Origin of the sequence: Neorhizobium puerariae (genome assembly GCF_042429745.1) — a bacterium.
Taxonomy (GTDB): Bacteria; Pseudomonadota; Alphaproteobacteria; order Rhizobiales; family Rhizobiaceae; genus Neorhizobium; species Neorhizobium puerariae.
In genome coordinates this window covers 134,284-154,905 of sequence record NZ_JBHMAA010000006.1, presented here as the reverse complement: position 1 = coordinate 154,905, position 20,622 = coordinate 134,284, and the positions used below count along the sequence as shown (strand labels likewise).

General features: G+C 62.8%; 20 protein-coding genes and 1 tRNA gene. 15 read left to right on the top strand and 6 right to left on the bottom strand.

The features are described from left to right. Window positions 1–95: 95 nt before the first annotated feature. Window positions 96–1,355 (top strand): TCR/Tet family MFS transporter, encoded by a 1,260-nt coding sequence (locus tag ACFFP0_RS04150; RefSeq protein WP_377256659.1) that lies wholly within the window; start codon window positions 96–98, stop codon window positions 1,353–1,355. 127 nt (window positions 1,356–1,482) lie between these two features. Continuing rightward, the gene (locus ACFFP0_RS04145) at window positions 1,483–2,862 is read left to right on the top strand and encodes an MATE family efflux transporter (RefSeq protein WP_377256656.1); all 1,380 of its coding nucleotides are present in this window, start codon (window positions 1,483–1,485) and stop codon (window positions 2,860–2,862) included. Window positions 2,863–2,907: 45 nt separating this feature from the next. Here ACFFP0_RS04145 and ACFFP0_RS04140 read toward each other — a convergent pair whose 3' ends face one another. After that, entirely contained in the window at window positions 2,908–3,258 is a 351-nt protein-coding gene (locus tag ACFFP0_RS04140; protein ID WP_377256653.1) for an antibiotic biosynthesis monooxygenase, read from the bottom strand. 107 nt (window positions 3,259–3,365) lie between these two features. After that, on the bottom strand, window positions 3,366–4,589 hold the full coding sequence (gene carA, locus ACFFP0_RS04135; protein ID WP_377256650.1) for a glutamine-hydrolyzing carbamoyl-phosphate synthase small subunit: 1,224 nt from the start codon (window positions 4,587–4,589) through the stop codon (window positions 3,366–3,368). Window positions 4,590–4,908: 319 nt separating this feature from the next. Between carA and ACFFP0_RS04130 the strand changes: the two genes are divergently transcribed. The 4 genes from ACFFP0_RS04130 (at window position 4,909) to rpoD (ending at window position 10,750) form a co-directional block, all read left to right on the top strand. Beyond that, window positions 4,909–5,361, top strand: coding sequence for a GatB/YqeY domain-containing protein (locus tag ACFFP0_RS04130; RefSeq protein ID WP_377256646.1), 453 nt, complete (start codon window positions 4,909–4,911; stop codon window positions 5,359–5,361). Between the two features lie 477 nt (window positions 5,362–5,838). After that, the gene (dnaG, locus tag ACFFP0_RS04125; RefSeq protein ID WP_377256643.1) at window positions 5,839–7,836 is read left to right on the top strand and encodes a DNA primase; all 1,998 of its coding nucleotides are present in this window, start codon (window positions 5,839–5,841) and stop codon (window positions 7,834–7,836) included. Window positions 7,837–7,926: 90 nt separating this feature from the next. Then, window positions 7,927–8,274 (top strand): GFA family protein, encoded by a 348-nt coding sequence (locus ACFFP0_RS04120; protein ID WP_377256640.1) that lies wholly within the window; start codon window positions 7,927–7,929, stop codon window positions 8,272–8,274. A 415-nt stretch (window positions 8,275–8,689) separates the two neighbouring features. Next, the gene (gene rpoD, locus ACFFP0_RS04115) at window positions 8,690–10,750 is read left to right on the top strand and encodes an RNA polymerase sigma factor RpoD (protein WP_377256637.1); all 2,061 of its coding nucleotides are present in this window, start codon (window positions 8,690–8,692) and stop codon (window positions 10,748–10,750) included. Window positions 10,751–10,817: 67 nt separating this feature from the next. Here the strand turns inward: rpoD and ACFFP0_RS04110 are convergent, their stop codons facing one another. The 3 genes from ACFFP0_RS04110 to ACFFP0_RS04100 all read right to left on the bottom strand — a co-directional run bounded on the left by ACFFP0_RS04110 (window position 10,818) and on the right by ACFFP0_RS04100 (window position 12,155). Beyond that, window positions 10,818–11,057 (bottom strand): DUF2798 domain-containing protein, encoded by a 240-nt coding sequence (locus ACFFP0_RS04110; protein WP_377256634.1) that lies wholly within the window; start codon window positions 11,055–11,057, stop codon window positions 10,818–10,820. Between the two features lie 184 nt (window positions 11,058–11,241). Further along, window positions 11,242–11,586, bottom strand: coding sequence for a DMT family transporter (locus ACFFP0_RS04105; protein WP_377256631.1), 345 nt, complete (start codon window positions 11,584–11,586; stop codon window positions 11,242–11,244). Further along, the gene (locus tag ACFFP0_RS04100) at window positions 11,583–12,155 is read right to left on the bottom strand and encodes a TetR/AcrR family transcriptional regulator (RefSeq protein ID WP_377256628.1); all 573 of its coding nucleotides are present in this window, start codon (window positions 12,153–12,155) and stop codon (window positions 11,583–11,585) included. The genes ACFFP0_RS04105 and ACFFP0_RS04100 overlap by 4 nt, the downstream gene beginning before the upstream one ends. Before the next feature lie 129 nt (window positions 12,156–12,284). Between ACFFP0_RS04100 and ACFFP0_RS04095 the strand changes: the two genes are divergently transcribed. From ACFFP0_RS04095 to ACFFP0_RS04065, 7 genes are all read left to right on the top strand, one after another. Further along, window positions 12,285–13,469 carry a DUF930 domain-containing protein gene (locus ACFFP0_RS04095; RefSeq protein WP_377256625.1) on the top strand — a complete coding sequence of 395 codons (1,185 nt, stop codon included), beginning with the start codon at window positions 12,285–12,287 and terminating at the stop codon, window positions 13,467–13,469. A 309-nt stretch (window positions 13,470–13,778) separates the two neighbouring features. Beyond that, complete coding sequence (gene recQ / locus ACFFP0_RS04090) at window positions 13,779–15,638, top strand: DNA helicase RecQ (RefSeq protein WP_377256622.1); 1,860 nt, start codon at window positions 13,779–13,781, stop codon at window positions 15,636–15,638. Between the two features lie 69 nt (window positions 15,639–15,707). Then, entirely contained in the window at window positions 15,708–16,748 is a 1,041-nt protein-coding gene (locus tag ACFFP0_RS04085) for a zinc-dependent alcohol dehydrogenase family protein (RefSeq protein WP_377256619.1), read from the top strand. 104 nt (window positions 16,749–16,852) lie between these two features. Further along, window positions 16,853–17,230, top strand: a complete 378-nt coding sequence (locus tag ACFFP0_RS04080) for a DUF427 domain-containing protein (protein WP_377256616.1) — start codon at window positions 16,853–16,855, stop codon at window positions 17,228–17,230. A 117-nt stretch (window positions 17,231–17,347) separates the two neighbouring features. Next, window positions 17,348–17,701 (top strand): DUF1428 domain-containing protein, encoded by a 354-nt coding sequence (locus ACFFP0_RS04075; RefSeq protein WP_377256613.1) that lies wholly within the window; start codon window positions 17,348–17,350, stop codon window positions 17,699–17,701. 50 nt (window positions 17,702–17,751) lie between these two features. Continuing rightward, window positions 17,752–18,174: a secondary thiamine-phosphate synthase enzyme YjbQ gene (locus tag ACFFP0_RS04070; RefSeq protein WP_377256610.1), complete on the top strand. Its 423-nt coding sequence runs from the start codon at window positions 17,752–17,754 to the stop codon at window positions 18,172–18,174. Between the two features lie 138 nt (window positions 18,175–18,312). Continuing rightward, the gene (locus ACFFP0_RS04065) at window positions 18,313–18,666 is read left to right on the top strand and encodes a hypothetical protein (RefSeq protein WP_377256607.1); all 354 of its coding nucleotides are present in this window, start codon (window positions 18,313–18,315) and stop codon (window positions 18,664–18,666) included. 31 nt (window positions 18,667–18,697) lie between these two features. Here ACFFP0_RS04065 and ACFFP0_RS04060 read toward each other — a convergent pair. Next, window positions 18,698–18,773: transfer RNA gene (locus tag ACFFP0_RS04060), tRNA-Ile, on the bottom strand. A gap of 245 nt (window positions 18,774–19,018) precedes the next feature. Here ACFFP0_RS04060 and ACFFP0_RS04055 point away from each other — a divergent pair. Further along, window positions 19,019–19,765 carry an SIMPL domain-containing protein gene (locus tag ACFFP0_RS04055; protein ID WP_377256604.1) on the top strand — a complete coding sequence of 249 codons (747 nt, stop codon included), beginning with the start codon at window positions 19,019–19,021 and terminating at the stop codon, window positions 19,763–19,765. Between the two features lie 253 nt (window positions 19,766–20,018). After that, window positions 20,019–20,618, top strand: a complete 600-nt coding sequence (locus ACFFP0_RS04050) for a hypothetical protein (RefSeq protein ID WP_377256601.1) — start codon at window positions 20,019–20,021, stop codon at window positions 20,616–20,618. The last annotated feature ends 4 nt before the right edge of the window (window positions 20,619–20,622 follow it).

Sequence of the window (20,622 nt, the reverse complement as noted above, 5' to 3'; positions counted from 1 at the left end):
GTTCACGTATTGTTTCCATTTTTGTTTGGGGCTATGTAGGCGGCGCGGCGACACGATCGTCTTTTTAGAAAACACCAGATCCTAGAGAGACATCGATGCTCGACCCGAAATTCGTCCGCCGCGGCCTTTTCCTCGTCTTCATGATCCTGTTTCTCGACGTCATCGGGATCGCGATCATCATGCCGGTGCTGCCGGCCTTCCTGCGCGAGCTGACCGGCGACGACATGAGCGCGGCCGCCGTCGATGGCGGCTGGCTGCTGCTGATCTACTCGGCGATGCAATTCCTGTTCGCCCCGTTTCTCGGAAACCTGAGCGACCGGTTCGGCCGCCGGCCGATCCTGCTTGCCTCGGTCTTCACCTTCGCGCTCGACAACCTGATCTGCGCGGCCGCGACCAGCTTCTGGATGCTGTTCGTGGGACGCGTGCTGGCGGGGATTTCAGGCGGCAGTTTTGCAACCTGCTCGGCCTATATCGCCGATATCAGCAATGACGAGAACCGCGCCAGGAACTTCGGCCTGATCGGCATCGCCTTCGGCGTCGGCTTCACGATCGGGCCCGTGATCGGCGGGCTTCTCGGCGAGCTCGGTCCGCGCGTCCCCTTCCTGGGCGCCGGCCTGCTGTCGCTTGCCAATTTCGTCGCGGCCTGGTTCCTGTTGCCGGAAACGCTCGACCGGGCACACCGCCGCAGGTTCGAGTGGAAACGCGCCAACCCGCTCGGTGCGCTGCGCCAGATGCGCCATTATCCGGGCATCGGCTGGGTCATGCTGGTCATGTTCCTCTACTGGCTGGCGCATGCGGTCTATCCTTCCGTGTGGCCCTTCGTCTCGGTGTATCGATACGGCTGGAGCGAGGGGCAGATCGGCCTGTCGCTTGGCCTGTTCGGCATCTGCGCGGCTCTCGTCATGGGATTCGCGCTGCCGAAGCTCGTGCCGGTTCTCGGCGAATGGAAAACGGCGGTGCTGGGGCTTTCCTTCTCCTGCCTTGGCCTCACGGGTTATGCCTTCGCCTGGGAAGGGTGGGTCGTCTATGCGGTGATCCTTGTAACGATGATCGAAAACGTCGCAGATCCGCCGCTGAGAAGCATTGCGGCCGGCAAGGTGCCGCCCTCGGCGCAGGGCGAGCTGCAAGGGGCGATGACCAGCCTGACCAGCCTGACGACGATCATCGGGCCGGCGATCTTCACCCAGCTCTTCAGCGCCTTTACCGGCGACCGGGCAAAAGTGGAATTCGCGGGAGCGCCCTACCTGATGGCGGCGATCTTCATGGCCGTGGCAATTCTGGTGTTTTTGACGCGGATTTCGCGAAAAAAGCCGGAGAATTCGCTCGGAAACGAGTTTTCCCATCAGATTTCTTGAAGAAACGACGAAAAAATCTGCTGTATCGCACGTAAGTCTTGCCGCACGGATGGCGCTCCTCTATAGGCTGTGCCATCCGCCGCTGACCAGTTTCTGGAAGCGGCTTTTTTCGTCTGCGGAGGAGCCCATGTCGAGCCGATCCATAAGCTTCGAAGCTGTTGCTGCCGGGAATTCGTGGGCCTCGCATCTGCGTGCCACGTTCGCGCTCGGCGTGCCGCTCGTCGGCGCGCAGCTTGCCCAGATGGCGATCCACACCACCGATGTCATCCTTGTCGGGTGGCTCGGAACGACCGAACTTGCTTCGGTGGTGCTCGCGACGCAGATGTTCTTCCTGGTCTTCATCTTCGGCACCGGTTTCACCGCCGCCGTGGTGCCGCTGGTGGCGCAGGCGCTCGGCCACAACGATCCGGTGGGTGTCCGCCGTTCGGCGCGCATGGGGCTCTGGATCGTGTTCGCCTATGGCGTGCTGACCGCGCCGCTCCTGTGGTTTTCGGAGCCGATCCTGCTCCGGCTCGGCCAGGCCCCGGATGTCGCAGCGCTTGCGCAGAGCTATCTCAGGATCGCCCAGTGGGGGGTCTTTCCGGCGCTCGGCCTGATGGCGATCCGCAGCTTCGTGACAGGGCTGGAGAAGGGCGGCATCGTGCTTTACGTGACGATCGGCATGTTCCTTCTGAACGCTGCGATCGCCTATACGCTGATCTTCGGGCATTTCGGCGCGCCGGTGCTCGGGCTGCACGGGGCGGCGATCGCGGCCGTCAGCGCCAATCTCTTCGGTTTCCTGATCGCCGTCACCTATGTGGAGAGCCAGCCGAAGATGCGCGCCTACGAGATCTTCGTGCGCTTCTGGCGGCCGGACTGGGGCATGGTGCGGGAAATCGTGGGCCTTGGCCTGCCGATCAGCTTCACCATCCTGGCGGAAACCAGCCTGTTCTCCGCGGCATCCCTGCTGATGGGCATGATCGGCAAGCTGGAGCTCGCCGCGCATGGCATCGCGCTGCAGCTCGCGTCCATCGCGTTCATGATCCCGCTCGGCCTTGCGCAGGTCGCGACCGTGCGCGTCGGCCTTGCCAATGGCCGCAACGACACCCTCGGGGTGAAGCGCGCCGCGATCGCCGTGCTGGTGGTGGGGATATTCTTTACCGCGATCGGCAGCGTGCTTTATGCGACCGTGCCGCGCATGCTCGGCGCGCTCTTTCTGGATACGCGGCAGGCGGATGCGGAAGCCGTGCTGGCGCTTGCCGTGCCGCTGATCGCAATTGCCGGGGCCTTCCAGCTCGTCGACGGCTTGCAGGCGGTGGGGGCAGGGCTGCTGCGCGGCGTCAAGGACACGAAGGTGCCGATGATCCTGGCGCTGATCGCCTACTGGCCGATCGGGTTCGCCTGTGCCTGGATATTCGCCTTCCCGCTTGGCTTCCGGGGAGAGGGGGTCTGGTTCGGTTTCGTTCTCGGCCTTGCCGCGGCGGCTGTCCTGCTTTGCGGACGGTTCTGGCTCCTCGTGCGGCGCTGACGAAGAGTGGTCCGCTGAATTAGCGGACCGGTGAACGGCGGTGGATCAGGCTGCCGCAAGCGCGCGCAGGGCGACCGGAAAATAGAAGCCGACCGTGGATTCGACACCGAGACGCCGGCTCAGGGCCTGGCGGTCGATGCCGGCTTCCTCATCCGATCCGGCGACTGCCGCGATGACCGGCTGGAGGACGTGTTCGCCCTCGAATTGCAGGATGGTGATCAGGTTGAACGCTCCAAGGCCCGAACTCTGTTCCAGGACCATGTCGTCGATGAAGCCCGGCTGCGCACGTATCACCTCGTGCGTCCTTCGAATGAGCTCCATGAATTCGTCGCGGGCATCCGCCGGAACGGAGAAGTTGTTGATGCGGACGACGTGTTCTTTCTGAATCCTGTTCATATGAAAGGCCCCTGCTCGGTTTGGAACAGGGGCCTTTATGGAACCTCAAGCAAGGTTGGGGTCAATAGGGTTCGCGTATTTTTCGATCAGGCCCCGATCGGCCTTGATCAGCGCTTGGCGAGCGCCGCTTCGCCCTTCTTCTCGCGCACCAGATTGATGAAGCGGCGGAAGAGATAGTGGCTGTCCTGGGGGCCTGGCGAGGCTTCCGGGTGATGCTGGACGGAGAAGACCGGCTTGCCGGCGATGCGCAGACCGCAGTTCGTGCCGTCGAAGAGCGAAATATGAGTCTCTTCAACGCCTTCCGGGAGGGACTTCGAATCCACCGCGAAGCCGTGGTTCATCGAGACGATCTCCACCTTGCCGGTCGTATGATCCTTGACCGGGTGGTTGGCGCCGTGATGACCCTGATGCATCTTTTCGGTCTTCGCGCCGAGCGCAAGGCCGAGCATCTGGTGGCCGAGGCAGATGCCGAAGGTCGGAATGTCCGTCTTGAGAATGTCGCGGATCACCGGAACGGCATATTCGCCAGTGGCGGCCGGGTCTCCCGGGCCGTTCGACAGGAAGATGCCATCGGGTTTCAATGCCAGGATGTCCTCGGCCGACGTCTGGGCCGGTACGATGGTCACCTTGCAATCGAGGCCGGAGAAGAGGCGCAGGATGTTGCGCTTGACGCCATAGTCGATGCAGACGATGTGATATTTGGCGTCTTCCTGCTTCAGGCTGGCATAACCTTCGTTCCAGACCCATGGCGTTTCGTTCCACTGCGAAGACTGGCCGGAGGTCGCTTCCCTGGCGAGGTCGAGACCTTCCAGGCCACTCCAGCCCCGGGCCTCCGCCTTCAGCGTCGCGATGTCGAAGACGCCGTTGGGATCGTGGGCGATCACCGCGTTCGGCGCGCCATTCTGGCGAATCCAGGCGGTCAGCGCGCGGGTGTCGATCCCGGAAAGGCCGATGATGCCACGGGCTTTCAGCCAGGCGTCGAGATGCTTCACCGCGCGGTAGCTGGAGGGTTCGGTGATGTCGGCCTTGAAGATGACGCCGACCGCGCCGCGCCGGGCGGCTGGCGTCAGGTCCTCGATATCCTCGTCATTGGTTCCGACATTGCCGATGTGCGGAAAGGTGAACGTGACGATCTGGCCGAGATAGGAGGGGTCGGTGAGGATTTCCTCGTATCCGGTGAGCGCGGTGTTGAACACCACCTCGGCCGGCACCTTGCCGGTTGCGCCGATCCCGGTTCCCTCGATCACCGTGCCGTCGGCAAGGACGAGCACTGCGGTGGGTTTCCTGGTGGTCCACGGGGAGGTCGAAGCGGCGGTCGCGGTCATGTTCATCCTTCTGCCTCACCGGTCCCGTCCCTTGAAGAGACAGGCTGTGAAGGCCATTTATGGTCGCAGGAAAGGGCCGCGCAGGAATTCCGGCGCAGGCCCTGACAATCTAAATCTCGTGCAGGTGCCGGAAAATAGACAAAGCGGGCGGAGCGGTCAATCTCGCAACCCGAAGAATCCATGGCGTTTGTTGACGCCGGAATTCAAGGGCTTCGGTGAACCGGATTGATCGGCCTGCGTCGGTCGTCTATGACGGCAGCGTGAATGACAAGGAAAAGCGGCCATTTACCGAGTCGGCCTCAGGCTTTTCCCAAGGAGAAGAACGATGATGCGCGACAAGCTTTCCGCAGCGCTCAAGGATGCCATGAAGGCCAGGGATACCCGGCGGCTGTCGACCGTCCGGCTGATCCAGACCGCCGTCAAGGATCGCGATATCGCCAACCGCGGTTCCGGCAAGGACCAGGCCAGCGACGACGATATCCTGCAGATCCTCCAGAAGATGGTGAAGCAACGCGAGGAATCGGCCAAGATCTACAAGGATGCCGGCCGCGCGGAACTTGCCACGCAGGAGCGTGAGGAAATCGGCGTCATCAAGACTTTCATGCCGGAGCAGCTTTCGGACGAGGCGGTGCGCGAGCTTATCGCCGCGGCCGTCGCGGAGACGGGCGCTCAGGGCTTGCGCGACATGGGCAAGGTCATGGCCGTGCTGAAGGAAAAATATCCCGGCCAGATGGACTTCGCCAAGGCTTCCGGCGTCGTCAAGGATCTTCTGAAATAGGCGCTCTCATCCTTTGAATCCAGAGCATCCCGCGCTCAGGCGATTCCACCTGAACGCGGGATGCTCTGGCGGAACACAAAAGGCGGGAATCCGGGTGGCCGGACCCCCGCCTTTTTGCTCTCCTACGCCTCTCGCCGGCCGACTTCGAACTCGCGGCCGGGAGAAAGAACGGAGTGTCGCGATACGCTGCGACAGCCGCTCGAAGAGCCCCGGAATACTTGATCTCAAGCGTCTCGCGATCTTTCGGGATCGTTCTCCACGCCTTTAAGGAACATGCTTAGGCCCTGACTTCGCCGCGCTGCAAATTACAAAAAGATAATCTCGCCGGCTCGTGACCGGTCCTCAAAAAGCCTCAGATCGAGGCGTGAAATCGAAGATTCCATCCGGGGCCGGCCCTGTGAATAGCGGGCAGCATTTTCCTTGGCGGTGGCATTCGTCCGGGCCGGCGCTTATATGGAAACTGGCCCAGAGGTGAAGATGCGCTTTTCCAACAGTTTCCTCGACGAAATCCGTGACCGCGTGCCGATATCGACCGTGATCGGCCGCCGGGTGACGTGGGATCGCAAGAAGACCAACGTCCCGCGCGGGGACTACTGGGCCTGCTGCCCCTTTCATGGGGAAAAGAGCCCGAGCTTCCATTGCGAGGACCGCAAGGGGCGCTACCACTGCTTCGGCTGCGGCGTTTCGGGCGATCATTTCCGCTTCCTGACCGATCTCGAAGGGCTGAATTTCCCGGAAGCCGTGCAGCAGATCGCCGATCTGGCGGGCATCGCCATGCCGCAGCCGGACCCGCAGGCCGAGAAGCGCGAGAAGGAGCGCACCTCGCTGCTCGACGTCATGGAGATGGCGACGCGGTTTTTTCAGGACCAGCTCCAGAGCCCCGGCGGGGCGAAGGCGCGGGCCTATCTGCGCGACCGGGGCCTGGCCGGCCGCACCATCGAGACGTTTCGGCTCGGTTATGCGCCGGAAAGCCGCAACGCGCTGAAGGAGTTTCTCGCCGGCAAGGGCGTGCCGAAGGAGCAGATCGAGGCATGCGGCCTCGTGCGGCATGGCGACGACATTCCGGTCTCCTACGATTATTTCCGCGACCGGATCATGTTTCCGATCCTGTCGTCGCGGGAGAAGGTGATCGCCTTCGGTGGCCGCGCCATGTCGCCCGATGCGCCCGCCAAATACATGAACTCGCCGGAAACCGAGCTCTTTCACAAGGGGCAGGTGCTCTATAATTTCTCCCAGGCCCGGCGCGCGGCGCAGGCGACCGGCGGACGGAGCGGGGAGGGCGCCACGATCATCGCCGTCGAGGGCTATATGGACGTGATCGCGCTCCATCAGGCGGGCGTGGAGAATGCCGTTGCCCCGCTCGGGACGGCGCTCACCGAAAACCAGCTCGACCTGCTGTGGAAGATCTCGCCGCTGCCGGTCCTGTGTTTTGACGGCGATGGCGCGGGGCTGCGCGCGGCAAGCCGGGCAGCCGATCTGGCCCTGCCTTTCCTGAAGCCCGGTCGTTCGGTGCGTTTTGCGCTTCTGCCGGACGGCAAGGACCCGGACGATCTGGTCAGGCATGAGGGCCGTGCGCCCTTCGACAAGGTGCTTTCCGAAGCAAGGCCGCTCGTCGACATGGTCTGGCAGCGCGAGGCGGCTTCGGGCCATTTCGACACGCCGGAAAAGCGCGCCGAGCTTGAGGCCCGGCTGCGGCAGATCGTTGCGGTCATCGCCGACGAGAACGTCCGCCGCCACTACCAGCAGGAAATCCGCGACCGGTTGAATGCTTTCTTCTCGCCGGCGCCGAGAGGCGGCAACGAGCGGCGGCAGGGTTTTCAGCGCGGCGGCCGCCAGGGGCAGGGCGGCGCGCCGCAGGGGCCGCGCGCGGCGGGACGGGGCGTCGGGGTATCCGACCGGCTTGCACGGTCCGGTCTCGTGCGGGGCTATCGGGAACTGCCGGCGCTGCGGGAAAGCGTGCTTGCGCTCACCATCGTCAACCATCCGCAGCTCCTGCTGGAGGAATATGACGAGATCGCCGCGATCGATTTCGAGAACCGCGACCTGCAGCGCTTCTGGTCCGCGATGCTGCCTGCGGCGGCCACCGCCGGCGCAAACCTCTCCCGCGATTACCTGATGCGGCGGCTGGTGTCCGAGGGGTTCGACACCGTTCTGAAGTCCCTCGACCAGCAGGTGCGCAACGCCCGGCTCTGGACGGCGACGGAGGAGGCTGCGCCGGAGGATGCCCGCGAAGGTTATCGCCAGTCGCTTTCGCTTCACAAGCGCACCAAGGCATTGCGTTTCCAGAAGATCGAGCTGGAGCGCGAGATCGCCCAGGCGACCGAGGCGGGCGATGCGGGCGAGATCGAGCCGCTTTTGCGGGCGCTTTCGGAAGTGCAGCTCGAAATCCTGCGCATGGAAAACCAGGAAGCGATCATCGACGGCTTCGGCGTGCTTTCCGGCCGGGTGAAGGGGGCTGCGGTCAGTCACGGTTGAGAGCCGGGATCATTTGCGGCGCCTGCACTTGCCGAATGGCGGTTCCGCCCTAATCTACGCGGCGTGAGTCGGATGGGGCCGGGGAATTACATGCGGATTTCGGGAAACTGTCATTGCGGCAGGATCGCCTTCGAGGCGGAGGGCGAATTCAATCAGGCGGTGGAATGCAACTGTTCCTTCTGCAGAAGGAAGGGCGTGCTGCTGGCCTTCGTGCCGCGCGATCAGTTCGAGCTCAAAACGCCGCGCGAAGACCTTTCCACCTACCGCTTCAACAAGCAGGTGATCGCCCACTATTTCTGTGCCCATTGCGGCGTGGCGCCTTTCAGCGAGGCGGCCATGCCGAATGGAACCGAAATGGCGGCGATCAATTTAAGATGTGTGCCGGAAATCGACCTTACGGCGCTGACGGTAACCCAGTATGACGGTGCCTCCCGCTGACGGATACGCCGCCCGGAAGGGTGTGTCTTTTATGTGGACACAAACTCTTGTCTTTCAGGGCATGCGGACTACATATCGGGTTAAATCTGGTGAACGTACCCCTATTAGGCCCGTTTTGATCGGGTTTTTCCACTTTTCCTGGGCATGGCCTCCGGAAAGGCTTGACGGAACGTTAATTTGTGGGAATCACCATTTCAAGGCAGAATAGGCGGAGTGGGTCAATAGCACCGAACATGACCGGTGATCTTGTGACAGGACGGTCCTGCGTCAAAAGCGGCCGCCGAATGGTAATCGGGAATTAAAGGTCATTCCGTTACGTGTTGAGCAGTGATTCGCGGCGAAGGCGGTAATACCGGCTTGAGCCGATGGCCACGAAGCGCGGCGAACGTGGCGTTCAGGGAAAGCGACGAAATACATGGCAACAAAAGTCAAAGAAAACGAAGAAGCAGATAACGAACGCGAAGGCACGCAAGACGGTCCGCTTCTCGACCTTTCTGACGACGCGGTCAAGAAGATGATCAAGGCCGCCAAGAAACGTGGCTATGTCACCATGGACGAGTTGAACTCGGTCCTGCCTTCGGAGGAAGTCACCTCCGAGCAGATCGAGGACACGATGGCGATGCTCTCCGACATGGGGATCAACGTCGTTGAGGACGAGGAGGCGGAAGACGCCGCCGCCGGTGACGAGGACGAAGGCGACAGCGACGGTGACGACAACGAGGGCGGCGAACTCGCCACCACGTCCAGCACCGCGCTTGCGACCGCCAAGAAGAAGGAACCCACCGATCGTACCGACGATCCGGTGCGCATGTACCTGCGCGAAATGGGTTCCGTCGAGCTTCTGTCGCGCGAGGGCGAAATCGCCATCGCCAAGCGCATCGAAGCCGGTCGCGAGACGATGATCGCGGGTCTCTGCGAGAGCCCGCTCACCTTCCAGGCATTGATCATCTGGCGCGACGAACTCAACGAAGGCACGACGCTGCTGCGCGAGATCATCGACCTCGAAACGACCTATTCGGGACCTGAGGCAAAGGCTGCGCCGCAGTTCCAGAGCCCGGAAAAGATCGAGGCCGACCGCAAGGCGGCGGAAGAGAAGGAAAAGAGCCGCAAGGCTCGCATGACCGCCGCCAACGACGACGACATCACCGCTGTCGGCGGCGAGGGCCTGCCGATCGAGGAAGAGGAAGAGGACGACGACGAGTCCAGCCTCTCGCTCGCCGCGATGGAAGCGGAACTGCGCCCGCAGGTCATGGAAACCCTCGACCTGATCGCCGATACGTACAAGAAGCTGCGCAAGCTGCAGGACCAGCAGGTCGAGCAGCGGCTTGCCGCGACCGGCACGCTGTCGTCCGCCCAGGAGCGCCGCTACAAGGAGCTCAAGGACGAGCTGATCACGGCGGTGAAGTCGCTGTCGCTGAACCAGAACCGTATCGACAGCCTCGTCGAGCAGCTCTACGACATCAACAAGCGCCTTGTTCAGAACGAAGGGCGCCTGCTGCGCCTTGCCGAATCCTACGGCGTCAAGCGCGACAGCTTCCTGGAACAGTACCAGGGCGCCGAGCTCGATCCGAACTGGATGAAGTCGATCGCCAATCTGGCCGCCCGCGGCTGGAAGGAATTCGCGCGCGCCGAGAACACGACGATCCGCGATATCCGCCAGGAGATCCAGAACCTGGCGACGGAAACCGGTATCTCGATCTCGGAATTCCGCCGTATCGTGCACATGGTGCAGAAGGGCGAGCGCGAGGCGCGCATCGCCAAGAAGGAAATGGTCGAGGCGAACCTGCGTCTCGTCATCTCCATCGCCAAGAAGTACACGAACCGCGGCCTGCAGTTCCTCGATCTCATCCAGGAAGGCAATATCGGCCTGATGAAGGCGGTCGACAAGTTCGAGTACCGTCGCGGTTACAAGTTCTCGACCTATGCCACCTGGTGGATCAGGCAGGCGATCACCCGTTCGATCGCCGACCAGGCCCGTACGATCCGCATTCCGGTGCACATGATCGAGACGATCAACAAGATCGTCCGCACCTCGCGCCAGATGCTGCACGAGATCGGCCGAGAGCCGACGCCGGAAGAGCTGGCCGAAAAGCTCGCGATGCCGCTTGAAAAGGTCCGCAAGGTCCTGAAGATCGCCAAGGAGCCGATCTCGCTCGAAACCCCTGTGGGCGACGAGGAAGACAGCCATCTGGGCGATTTCATCGAGGACAAGAACGCGCTCCTGCCGATCGACGCCGCCATCCAGGCGAACCTGCGCGAGACGACGACCCGCGTTCTGGCTTCGCTGACGCCGCGTGAGGAACGCGTGCTGCGCATGCGCTTCGGCATCGGCATGAACACCGACCACACGCTCGAAGAGGTGGGCCAGCAGTTCTCGGTTACCCGTGAACGTATCCGCCAGATCGAGGCGAAGGCATTGCGCAAGCTCAAGCACCCGAGCCGCAGCCGCAAGCTGCGCAGCTTCCTGGATAGCTGAGCGGTTCCACGGACGAAGAATCGGAGACCCGGTTTGCCAAAGGCAGGCCGGGTCTTTTTGTTTGAGGTCAGGCCGGCCTGACCAGGGCCTGGACGATCCGTTTCGTCACGGGAAGGGCGCACAGGAGCGTTGGGAACGCGATCACCCAGGAAAGCGCCCAGGCGGACATCCAATTTGGAACCAGTCCGGAACCGAAGCCGAGATTCTTGACGGTGGCTACGCCTGAAACGACGAATGTCATCAGGATGGACAGGATCATCGGCATGAGAATGCCCGCGTATCGTGCGGGCAGGCGCGTAAGTTTCATGATTCTTCTTTCTGACGTGGTCGGTCGCAACCGGTCTTGCATCCATGTTCGATCGACGGCTCGACGACCTGGGTGGGATGCGTTGCTTCACGTCATACGCTTACGGCTGGCGGCCGCCAGCGGACCGTTCCCTAGTCGGAAAACGGCCCGCTGGCAAGAGCGTGCCCAAGAGGGGAAGATCCGGTCAGTGAGAGACCGTATTCGAAAACACGTTCACCACCACCACGCCGGCGATGATCAGGCCGAGCCCGATGATGGCGGCGGTGTCGAGCGTCTGGCGGAAGAGGACGAGGCCGACGGCGGAGATCAGCACGATGCCGAGCCCGCTCCAGATCGCGTAGGCGATGCCGACGGGCAGCGTGCGAAGCGCGATCGACAGCAGATAGAAGGCGATGGTGTAGCAGAGCGCCATCAGCGTCGTCGGCAGCGCCCGGGTGAACTGCTGGCTCTGCTGCAGAAAGGTCGTGCCGATGACTTCGAGCACGATGGCGCCGGCAAGCGAGCCGTAGGTGAGCAGGGCGGGGTTCATTCTTGTCCCTCTTCTTGTGTCATTCGTTTCAGGCGGTCGCGAAGTCCGGCCAGTTCGTGCGCCGGTATGCCTTCCGCTTCCGTGAGGTTGGCGAGCCAGATGCCATCAGCCGCATAGCGCGCCAGCTTGAAGATCGGATGACTGTCCGTCCCGGCATGGCGTTCAAGCCGCCTTCGCATCCAGTCCGACCAGAGCGCGCGCAGCCTTGCATTGGTCATGCAGGAGATCGACAGCGCCGCCCAGGGGCTCTTCGCGCCGTCGCGCGTCACCTGGAAAAAGGCCTCGACATAGGCGCGGGTGAACCGCCCCCGGTCCCCGGCGTCTTCCGCCATCAGCCGCTCGATCTCTTCGTCCAGCTTTCTAAGCATGTCCTCGAAGACCGCCTCGATCAGCGCCTGCTTGCTCGGGAAGTGGTGCAGCAGGCCGCCCTTGGTGACCGATGCCGCATCGGCGACCGCCTGCAAGGTGAGGCTCGCCAATCCCTCGTCCACGGCGCATCGCGCCGCGTGGTCCAGGAGGGATCGCCGCACCTGCTCCGGCTGTTTCTCGCGCCTGTGTGCTTCCGACATGGTTTAAACATACCGGATGGTAGGTTTCTTTGCAATGCGATCGGGACATGGCTGGAATGCGGGAAGGGAAGGGCTGGCGGGTGGCGCCGATGAGAGCGGGCAAGCGAGGCTGCAGGAAATTGTTCTGTTTTGAGCAGATGGGACTCGATCCCGCCGCCCTTCCATCTTACATCGGCAACCATGGCAGACGAACATGACGAGAAGCGCAGCGACAGGGGGTGGGGCATTCCGGCTTCGATCCTGATACATGCCGTTTTCGCGGGCGCGCTGTTCTTTCATCTGCCCCTCGATTTTTCGGAGCCGCAGAAGGAGGAGAGCGTGAGCGTCGAGATCGTTCCGCCTCCCGAAGAAGCCGAGCAAGCGGTGGAGAAGCCGAAACCGGAGGAAGCGCCCAAGGAGGAGGCGAAGAAGGAAGAGCCACCTCCGCCTGAGCAGAAACCGGAAGAGGCTCAAAAGGAGGCGCCGCCGCCATCGCCCCAGCCGCCCGAGGAGGAGGCAAAACAGCAGCCGGAACCGCCGCCTCCCGCACAGCAGGAAGAGGCGGCGCAGCAACCGCCGCCCGGGAACGAGCAGGGGCGGGGGCAGCCGTTGCCGGTGCTTCGCCCCGTCTTCGAATTCGGTGAAAAGGATAGCGGGCCGCGGAAATCCGAAGCCGGCAACGCCCCGCAGGAGGCGGCAACGCCGCCTGCCGAAACCCGGCCGGATGGCGAAACCGCCGAGCAGCCGAAATCGTCACCCGAGGAGCCGGTCGCAGCGGAGACGCCACCCGCCAATCCGGTGCCGGACGATGTCAATGTGCCGGAGGTCGATGTCGCGGCAGCCAATCCGCAGCGGAACGATGCCATTTCGGAAACCCTGCCGGATTCCACGCATATGGATATCGTGACACCGCCGCCTGCGGCTTCGGCGACGAAAGAACCGTCAAAGGCGCCGGTTTCCGAGAAGCCGGCCGAGATGACGGAGGCGAAGACGCTGTTTTCGCAAAGCGAAACGGGCGATGTCATGGCGACGACGGCGATGGGCAACGTGCCGCGCGGCGTGCGCGCCGGCCAGCTCTGCGCAACCGAATTGCGGGAACAGCTCCGGCATGCCTCCCCATCCTACCGGCCGGAACTGCTACCGGCCTATCGCCTGCCGAAGGGCACGGTTCTCGAGGTGAAGCGCGGCGCTTTCCGGGCCAGCGCGCAATGGTACGATCTCAGCTTCAGGTGCGAGGTGAACGAAGAGGCGACCAGGGTTCTTTCTTTCGCATTCGATATCGGCGCTCCTGTGCCGCAGGGGGAGTGGCGCAAGCGCGGCTTTCCGGAATTCTGAGTGGATGATGACGGATGTCGCTGGGTCTCCTCCTCGCTGCCTCAGGCAATCCGGGAACCGGGCAGGCCCCTCGTTTCGCGGATCAAAGAACGCACCGCCGCGATGTCCTCCTCCGGTATTCGTCCCCATGTCGATATCGAGTTCGGCCTCTGGAGCGCCGTGCGTCCTTTCGGACGCACGGCGCTCTAACCTATTGAATCGACGCATCGTGCTTTCCGAAAATCGATTCCGATTTTCGGGCCGATGCTGCAATGCTCGCCGCTGCCGCCCCATCCGTGCATAATGCGGGTCTTCCACGAAAGCGATTCCATGCCACAGACCCAGAGCAGCGCCGATCCCCTGTTTGACAATCAAGGCGTGAAAAACCCGCTTGCCGTCCTGAAGCGGGTTTATGGCTATTCCGCCTTCCGGGGCAAACAGGCCGCCGTCGTCGATCGGGTCGTGTCGGGCGGCGATGCGGTCGTGCTGTTCCCGACCGGGGCCGGCAAGTCGCTCTGCTTCCAGATTCCGGCACTTTGCCGCGATGGCACCGGCATCGTCATCTCGCCGTTGATCGCGCTGATGCGCGACCAGGTGGAGGCGTTGAAGCAACTCGGCGTGCGTGCGGCGGCGCTCAATTCATCTCTCACGCGCGAGGAGTTTGTCGATGTCCGCCGGGCGATTGCCGGCGGCGATCTCGATCTCCTTTACGTGACGCCCGAGCGCGTCGTCACGCCCGGCTTCAGGGAGCTGATCGGCGATGCCAGGATCGCGCTGTTTGCGATCGACGAGGCGCATTGCGTCTCTCAGTGGGGGCATGATTTCCGGCCGGAATATCGTGAGCTCGGCCAGCTTGCCGAACAATATCCCGGCGTGCCGCGCATCGCGCTGACGGCGACGGCCGATCCGCATACCCGCGAAGACATCATCGACAGGCTCGCCCTGCACTCGGCGGAGGTTTTCACGACCTCGTTCGACCGCCCGAACATTGCCTATGAGATCGTCGAACGCGACCAGCCGCGCCAGCAGCTTCTGCGCTTCCTGACGCGCCACAAGGGTTCGAGCGGCATCGTCTACTGCCTCTCGCGCGCCAAGGTGGAGGATACGGCCGAATGGCTGAACGGGCAGGGCGTTCGCGCGCTCGCCTATCACGCGGGCATGGACCGTGGCGTGCGCGACGCCAACCAGGATGCCTTTCTCAAGGAGGAAGACCTCTGCCTGGTCGCGACCGTTGCGTTCGGCATGGGAATAGACAAGCCGAACGTGCGGTATGTCGCGCATCTCGATCTGCCCGGCTCCGTCGAGGCCTATTACCAGGAAACCGGCCGGGCCGGGCGGGACGGGCTGCCTTCCGACGTCTGGATGGCCTATGGCATGGCGGATGTCATCCAGCGACGCCGGATGATCGACGAAGGCACGTCGGGTGACGATATCAAGCGCGTCGAACGCGCCAAGCTCAATGCGCTGCTTGCCATCTGCGAAACCCCCGGCTGCCGCCGGCAGGCGATCCTTGCGCATTTCGGCGAGGCCCATGCGGGCCAGTGCGGCAATTGCGACACCTGCCTCAAGCCGGTCGAGACCTGGGACGGGACGGAGGCGGCCATCAAGGCGCTGGCGGCGATCTACCGGACGGGGGAGCGTTTCGGCACCGGCCATCTGATCGACGTGCTGCTCGGCACCAGGAACGAAAAGACGACCCGCTTCGGCCATGTCGACATGCCGGTCTTCGGCGTCGGCAAGGATATTCCGTCCAAGACCTGGCAATCGGTCTATCGCCAGCTCCTCGCCGCCGGCCTCGTCAGCGTCGACCACGGTGCCTTCGGCGCGCTGAAGCTGGAGCCCGAGGCCCGTGCGGTCTTCAGGCGCGAGCGGGAGGTTCGCTTCCGCAAGGACCGCCCGACAACCGGCAAGGCGGCGCGAAGCGCCTCCCCAGGTTCGGCGAACGCCAAGTCTCGGCTGGAGGGTGCCGACATGGAGCTTTTCGAGGCGCTCCGCGCGGCCCGGACGGCGATCGCCAGGGAGCTTTCCGTGCCGCCCTATGTCGTCTTCCCGGACACGACGCTGGTCGCGTTCGCGACGGAGCGCCCGACAAGCCGGGAGGCGCTGCTCGGCATTTCCGGTGTCGGGCAATCGAAGCTGGAGCGTTATGGCGACGCCTTCCTGAAAGTCATTCGCGCGCACGGGCGATAGGGGCGAACACCTAGTTGATCGCCCTGCCGCGCCGACTATGCTGCGGCCACATTGTCCAAGAGGCCCGCCATGAAAGCCATGTTCTACGATGCCTTTGAAAAGGCGCCGGAAATCCGAAACCTTCCCGATCCGGAGCCGACATTCGGCGGCGTGGTGGTCAAGGTCGGCGCGACGGGGCTGTGCCGCAGCGACTGGCATGGCTGGATGGGGCACGATCCCGATATCCGCCTGCCGCATGTGCCGGGCCATGAGCTGGCCGGAAAGGTTGTCGCCACCGGCAAGGGCGTCATGCGCTTCAAGGTGGGCGACCGTGTGACCGTGCCGTTCGTTTCCGGCTGCGGGCATTGCGCCGAATGCCATTCCGGCAACCAGCAGGTCTGCCCCAACCAGTTCCAGCCGGGCTTCACCCACTGGGGTTCGTTCGCCGACTATGTGGCGATCGACTATGCGGATACCAATCTCGTGCATCTGCCGGACGAGATCGACGATGCGACCGCCGCAAGCCTCGGCTGCCGTTTTGCGACGTCCTTCCGCGCGGTTGCGGACCAGGCCCGCACCGGCCCGGGAGACTGGGTCGCCGTACATGGCTGCGGCGGTGTCGGCCTTTCCGCGATCATGATCGCCACGGCGCTTGGAGCCAATGCGATCGGCATCGACCTTGCCGAGGACAAGCTGGCGCTTGCCCGCCAGTGCGGCGCTGTCGCGACGATCGACGCAAGCTCGGTGCCGGATGTCGTAGAGGCGGTGCGCGAGATCACCATGGGTGGCGCGCATGTCTCGATCGACGCGCTCGGCCATCCGGTCACCTGTTTCAACTCGATCAAGAACCTTCGCCGCCGCGGCCGCCATGTCCAGGTCGGGCTGATGCTCGGCGAGCACGCGACGCCGGCGATCCCGATGGCGCAGGTGATCGGCCACGAGCTGGAGATCTATGGCAGCCATGGCATGCAGGCATGGCGTTACGATGCCATGCTGGCGATGCTGAAGAGTGGCAGGATGAAGCCGCAACAGCTCATTTCCAAACGGATCGGCCTCGAGGACGCAGTGTCGGCGCTGATGACGATGGACAGGGCCGAAACGCCCGGCATCAGCGTCATCACGACATTCTGAACGAGAGCCATTGTTCGCTTTCGCGGCCGGAGCATTCCGCTTCTACCGCTTGGTCGCAGGCTTCCGCGCCCTAGATCATGCGTCCTGAACCGAAAGGACGAGCCATGGTCACGCAAGCGCAGAAGTTACCGGGTCCCGATCATCCGATCACCGTCGAACACAATCCGGCAAGGGCGGTGGTGAAGCTCGGGGGCAGGGTAATCGCGGACAGCATCAATTCGCTGACGTTGCGGGAGGCATCCTACCCGCCGGTGCACTACATACCGCGTGAGGATGTCGATATGTCGCTCCTCCAGCGGAGCGACCGCCAGAGCTACTGCCCTTACAAGGGCGACGCTTCCTATTTCAGCATTCCATTGGGCGGCCAGCGGTCGAGGAATGCCGTGTGGTCCTACGAGGAACCCTACGAACCGGTGGCCGGCATCCGCGAGCATCTCGCCTTCTACCCGGATCGCGTCGATTCCATCGAGCAATCCGTCTGAGGGGCATCCCGGAAGCGTATCCTCGCGGACGGCCGGATGAAAAAAATCCGGCTGTCCTGTCGGTTGTGGCTTTGCTCGTCCGTCCTATGTTCGTTCATGCAACAAGGAGGACTGACCATGCATTACGTCGATGGGTTCGTTCTGGCGGTGCCGAAGGCCAATCTGGAGCGCTACAAGGAGATGGCGCGTCTTGCGGGGAGCGTCTGGAAGGAAAATGGCGCAATCGACTATGTGGAATGCGTCGCCGACGATGTGCCTTATGGGGAACTCACGTCGTTTCCGCGCGCGGTGCAGGCCAAGGAGGATGAAGTCGTCATCTTTTCCTGGATCACCTATGAAAGCCGCGCGCGCCGCGACGAGATCAACGGAAAGGTGATGGTCGATCCGCGGCTTGCCGGCGACGAATGGAAGCAGGTCTTCGACGGCAAGCGGATGATCTATGGCGGTTTCCAGAGTTTTCTGGAACTCTGATCCATCGGTAAGGTGCCGTTCCCCTCAGGTGCGTCTTCGAAAGGACTTTCATGCCCCAGACCGTGTTCTCGATCTCCACCCGCGGCCAGGGGCTCTATGAATTCACCGGGGCGGCGCAGGATTTCGTGCGCCGCCAGGGCGTGGAAGAGGGGCTGCTGACGGTTTTCGTGCGGCACACGTCCTGCTCGCTGATCATTCAGGAAAACGCCGATCCGGACGTGCGCCGCGATCTCGGGACGTTCTTCTCCCGTCTCGTGCCGCCGACGGACGACCCGCAGATGCGCTGGGTGACGCACACGACCGAGGGACCGGACGATATGCCGGCCCATATCAAGGCAGCGCTCAACGCCGTCTCTCTGGGCGTGCCCGTCAACGGCGGGCGGCTGATGCTCGGCACCTGGCAGGGCATCTATCTCTTCGAGCATCGGGACCATCCACATGTCCGGCAGGTGGTTCTTCATCTGTCTCCATGAGCCGGATATGAACGAGTGCTGAATGATGGATTCGGACCTTGTTCAGATGCGGGCCTCTAGGGTCGCGACAATCGCCGGAAAGGCGAGATAAACAACTTTATGGCCCGGAATTTCCGGCCTGGTTTCGGACAAGCACCCATGACCAGCATGATCGTCAAAGCCGGCATCGCAGCTCTTATCGCGCTCACCGGCCTTTCCGCGACGGCGCCGACCGCAGCCGCCGCAGGTTCGGATCTCGGCGTCTACGTCCAATATCGGGACCACGACCGCGACCGCCACTGGCGTCCCGATCATCGCTGGCGGCCCGCGCCCCGGCCGCGCCCCGGTTGCGCTCCGCGGCTCGCCGAGCAGAAGGCCAGCCGCATGGGCCTTCGCCGCACCCGCGTCGTCGACGTCTCCCGCCGCACCGTTACCGTCGTCGGCTTCGGATGGCGTGGCCGGGACCGTGTGGTTTTCGGCAACGTTCGCGGCTGCCCGGTGATCCGCCGCTAAAGGGCGTCGATTGATGACATCGACAATAGAATGGTGGGCCCGGAGGGACTCGAACCCCCAACCAAGCGGTTATGAGCCGCCGGCTCTAACCATTGAGCTACAGGCCCGCCATAAGGCAAGGGAAGGCGCAATGGTTCGCCTTCCCTCCACGGTCGCTCTAGCGCAATTCCCCAAAAGCTACAAGTCGTTGCCGCAATAGCTTCACAATCAGCCGGCACGTAAGATCCTGCCCATGTGCAAATGCCGGGTTGATTCTCGTCCGGCGTGTGTGCGCATGAGGCAAAACCAACATCGCGGCAGGATGGAGCCGAGAAATCCCCTGCCGCCCGAACAGATCCGGGAGAACATCCATATGCGCCTTGCGCTTTCATCGTCGCGTCTCGTCCTGGCAACCCTTTTTGCAGGCGCAATAGCCGCCACGGCCGGCCAGGCATCGGCCCAGGAGCCCCGCCCCCGCGATCCCATCATCAGCGTTTCGGGTGAAGGAGAAGCCTCGGTCGCGCCCGATATGGCGATCCTGACGCTTTCAGTCGTTCGCAACGGGGAAACGGCCGAGGCCGCGCTCTCGGCCAACAGCACGGCCATGAAGGAAGTGCTCGCAGCCCTGAAGGCCGAAGGCATCGCCGACCGGGATATCCAGACGAGCAATTTTTCCATCTATCCTCAATATCGCCATTCCGAGCCGAAGAACGGTATCACCGAGCCGCCGCAGATCGTCGGCTACGAAGTCGCCAACACGCTCACATTGCGGGTCCGCGACCTCCAGAAGCTCGGCGGCCTCATCGACCGTTCGGTCAAGCTCGGCGTCAACCAGGGTGGCCAGATCGTCTTCACCAACGACAAGCCGGACGAAGCCATGACCGAGGCGCGCAAGGCCGCGGTCGCGGAAGCGCTCGCCAAGGCGAAGACGTTGACGGAAGCGGCAGGAGTCAAGCTCGGGCGCGTCCTTGAGATCAGTGAAAATGCCGTCCGCCCCACGCCGCAACCGATGATGCGCATGGCAATGGCCAAGGATATGGCGGCCGAGGCGGTTCCCGTCGCGACCGGCGAGAACACCTACACGGTCATGGTCAACGTCACGTTCGCCCTGGAACGATAATCGCGAAAGGCAAACGTCTTCGCCGGTCGTATCGACTGGCGAGGGCACTTTTTCCGTCAGCGGGCGATGGAGACGGAAAGGCCGCAATCGCTTCGGGTGTGGGATACCGAAACGCGCGGGCGGTTTTTATCATCCGGCCCCGACGGCTCGGTATGGATCGGGCGCCAGCTTCGGATCAGGCCCGAAGCCATGCCAATTGGGCGTATCGATCCGTTTCGTTGACATGCTCTCGTAAATTTTCCACTGTCGGCCCATGACCTGCCTTCAGTGTAAGCTCATCAAATATTCCAGCAGTTCCTCGCCGTTTGCGAATATTTCGGGGCCCTTCGTCTATGCATTGTTTTCCGATTGCATCGCCCGAAAGGCCTATACTCTGGACCCCTCAATCTACGTCTTCAAGCTTGGATTTTCCGCCGGCAATCAGGATCGGTTCCGGTCCATAGTCGATGGCTGGCGTTATAAGGGCAAGAGCACGCCGCCGCTGGGTAATTGTCGGAACTGGAACAAGATCGGCACCTGGAAGATGAGGACGGCGGAAGCGTTTGAGCGCAAGTTCATCAAACTTGCCAAGGAGAGAATGAGAATTCTTCCGCCTCACGTATATCTGGGCGAACAAGCGGAAAATTTATCTCCACATTCCAACGGCGAAACCGAGATCTACTGGTTCAACAACCAGGATTTTGCCGACATGGCTCTCTACCAGGATCGGGTCTGTACCGAGGAGCCGGGGAGCGTGACCGCTTTGCTGCAGATCTTTCGGGCTATCAAAGACCGAAACGACGCGTTCAAGTCCAAACTTGCAGGGGCGGGGGCTTCAAGTTTTCCCTTTGCCGGTTCGAAGTCCTCAAGGTAACGAG

Bases quoted from the DNA above. Each gene is read 5' to 3' on its own strand.
- ACFFP0_RS04070 (WP_377256610.1), top strand. From the start codon at position 17,752: ATGCCCCAGACCGTGTTCTCGATCTCCACCCGCGGCCAGGGGCTCTAT.
- ACFFP0_RS04065 (WP_377256607.1), top strand. From the start codon at position 18,313: ATGACCAGCATGATCGTCAAAGCCGGCATCGCAGCTCTTATCGCGCTC.
- ACFFP0_RS04105 (WP_377256631.1), bottom strand. From the start codon at position 11,586: ATGAACCCCGCCCTGCTCACCTACGGCTCGCTTGCCGGCGCCATCGTG.
- ACFFP0_RS04120 (WP_377256640.1), top strand. From the start codon at position 7,927: ATGCGGATTTCGGGAAACTGTCATTGCGGCAGGATCGCCTTCGAGGCG.
- ACFFP0_RS04075 (WP_377256613.1), top strand. From the start codon at position 17,348: ATGCATTACGTCGATGGGTTCGTTCTGGCGGTGCCGAAGGCCAATCTG.
- ACFFP0_RS04055 (WP_377256604.1), top strand. From the start codon at position 19,019: ATGCGCCTTGCGCTTTCATCGTCGCGTCTCGTCCTGGCAACCCTTTTT.
- ACFFP0_RS04145 (WP_377256656.1), top strand. From the start codon at position 1,483: ATGTCGAGCCGATCCATAAGCTTCGAAGCTGTTGCTGCCGGGAATTCG.
- dnaG (WP_377256643.1), top strand. From the start codon at position 5,839: ATGCGCTTTTCCAACAGTTTCCTCGACGAAATCCGTGACCGCGTGCCG.
- ACFFP0_RS04100 (WP_377256628.1), bottom strand. From the start codon at position 12,155: ATGTCGGAAGCACACAGGCGCGAGAAACAGCCGGAGCAGGTGCGGCGA.
- ACFFP0_RS04150 (WP_377256659.1), top strand. From the start codon at position 96: ATGCTCGACCCGAAATTCGTCCGCCGCGGCCTTTTCCTCGTCTTCATG.
- carA (WP_377256650.1), bottom strand. From the start codon at position 4,589: ATGAACATGACCGCGACCGCCGCTTCGACCTCCCCGTGGACCACCAGG.
- rpoD (WP_377256637.1), top strand. From the start codon at position 8,690: ATGGCAACAAAAGTCAAAGAAAACGAAGAAGCAGATAACGAACGCGAA.
- ACFFP0_RS04050 (WP_377256601.1), top strand. From the start codon at position 20,019: ATGACCTGCCTTCAGTGTAAGCTCATCAAATATTCCAGCAGTTCCTCG.
- ACFFP0_RS04085 (WP_377256619.1), top strand. From the start codon at position 15,708: ATGAAAGCCATGTTCTACGATGCCTTTGAAAAGGCGCCGGAAATCCGA.
- ACFFP0_RS04130 (WP_377256646.1), top strand. From the start codon at position 4,909: ATGATGCGCGACAAGCTTTCCGCAGCGCTCAAGGATGCCATGAAGGCC.
- ACFFP0_RS04080 (WP_377256616.1), top strand. From the start codon at position 16,853: ATGGTCACGCAAGCGCAGAAGTTACCGGGTCCCGATCATCCGATCACC.
- recQ (WP_377256622.1), top strand. From the start codon at position 13,779: ATGCCACAGACCCAGAGCAGCGCCGATCCCCTGTTTGACAATCAAGGC.
- ACFFP0_RS04110 (WP_377256634.1), bottom strand. From the start codon at position 11,057: ATGAAACTTACGCGCCTGCCCGCACGATACGCGGGCATTCTCATGCCG.
- ACFFP0_RS04140 (WP_377256653.1), bottom strand. From the start codon at position 3,258: ATGAACAGGATTCAGAAAGAACACGTCGTCCGCATCAACAACTTCTCC.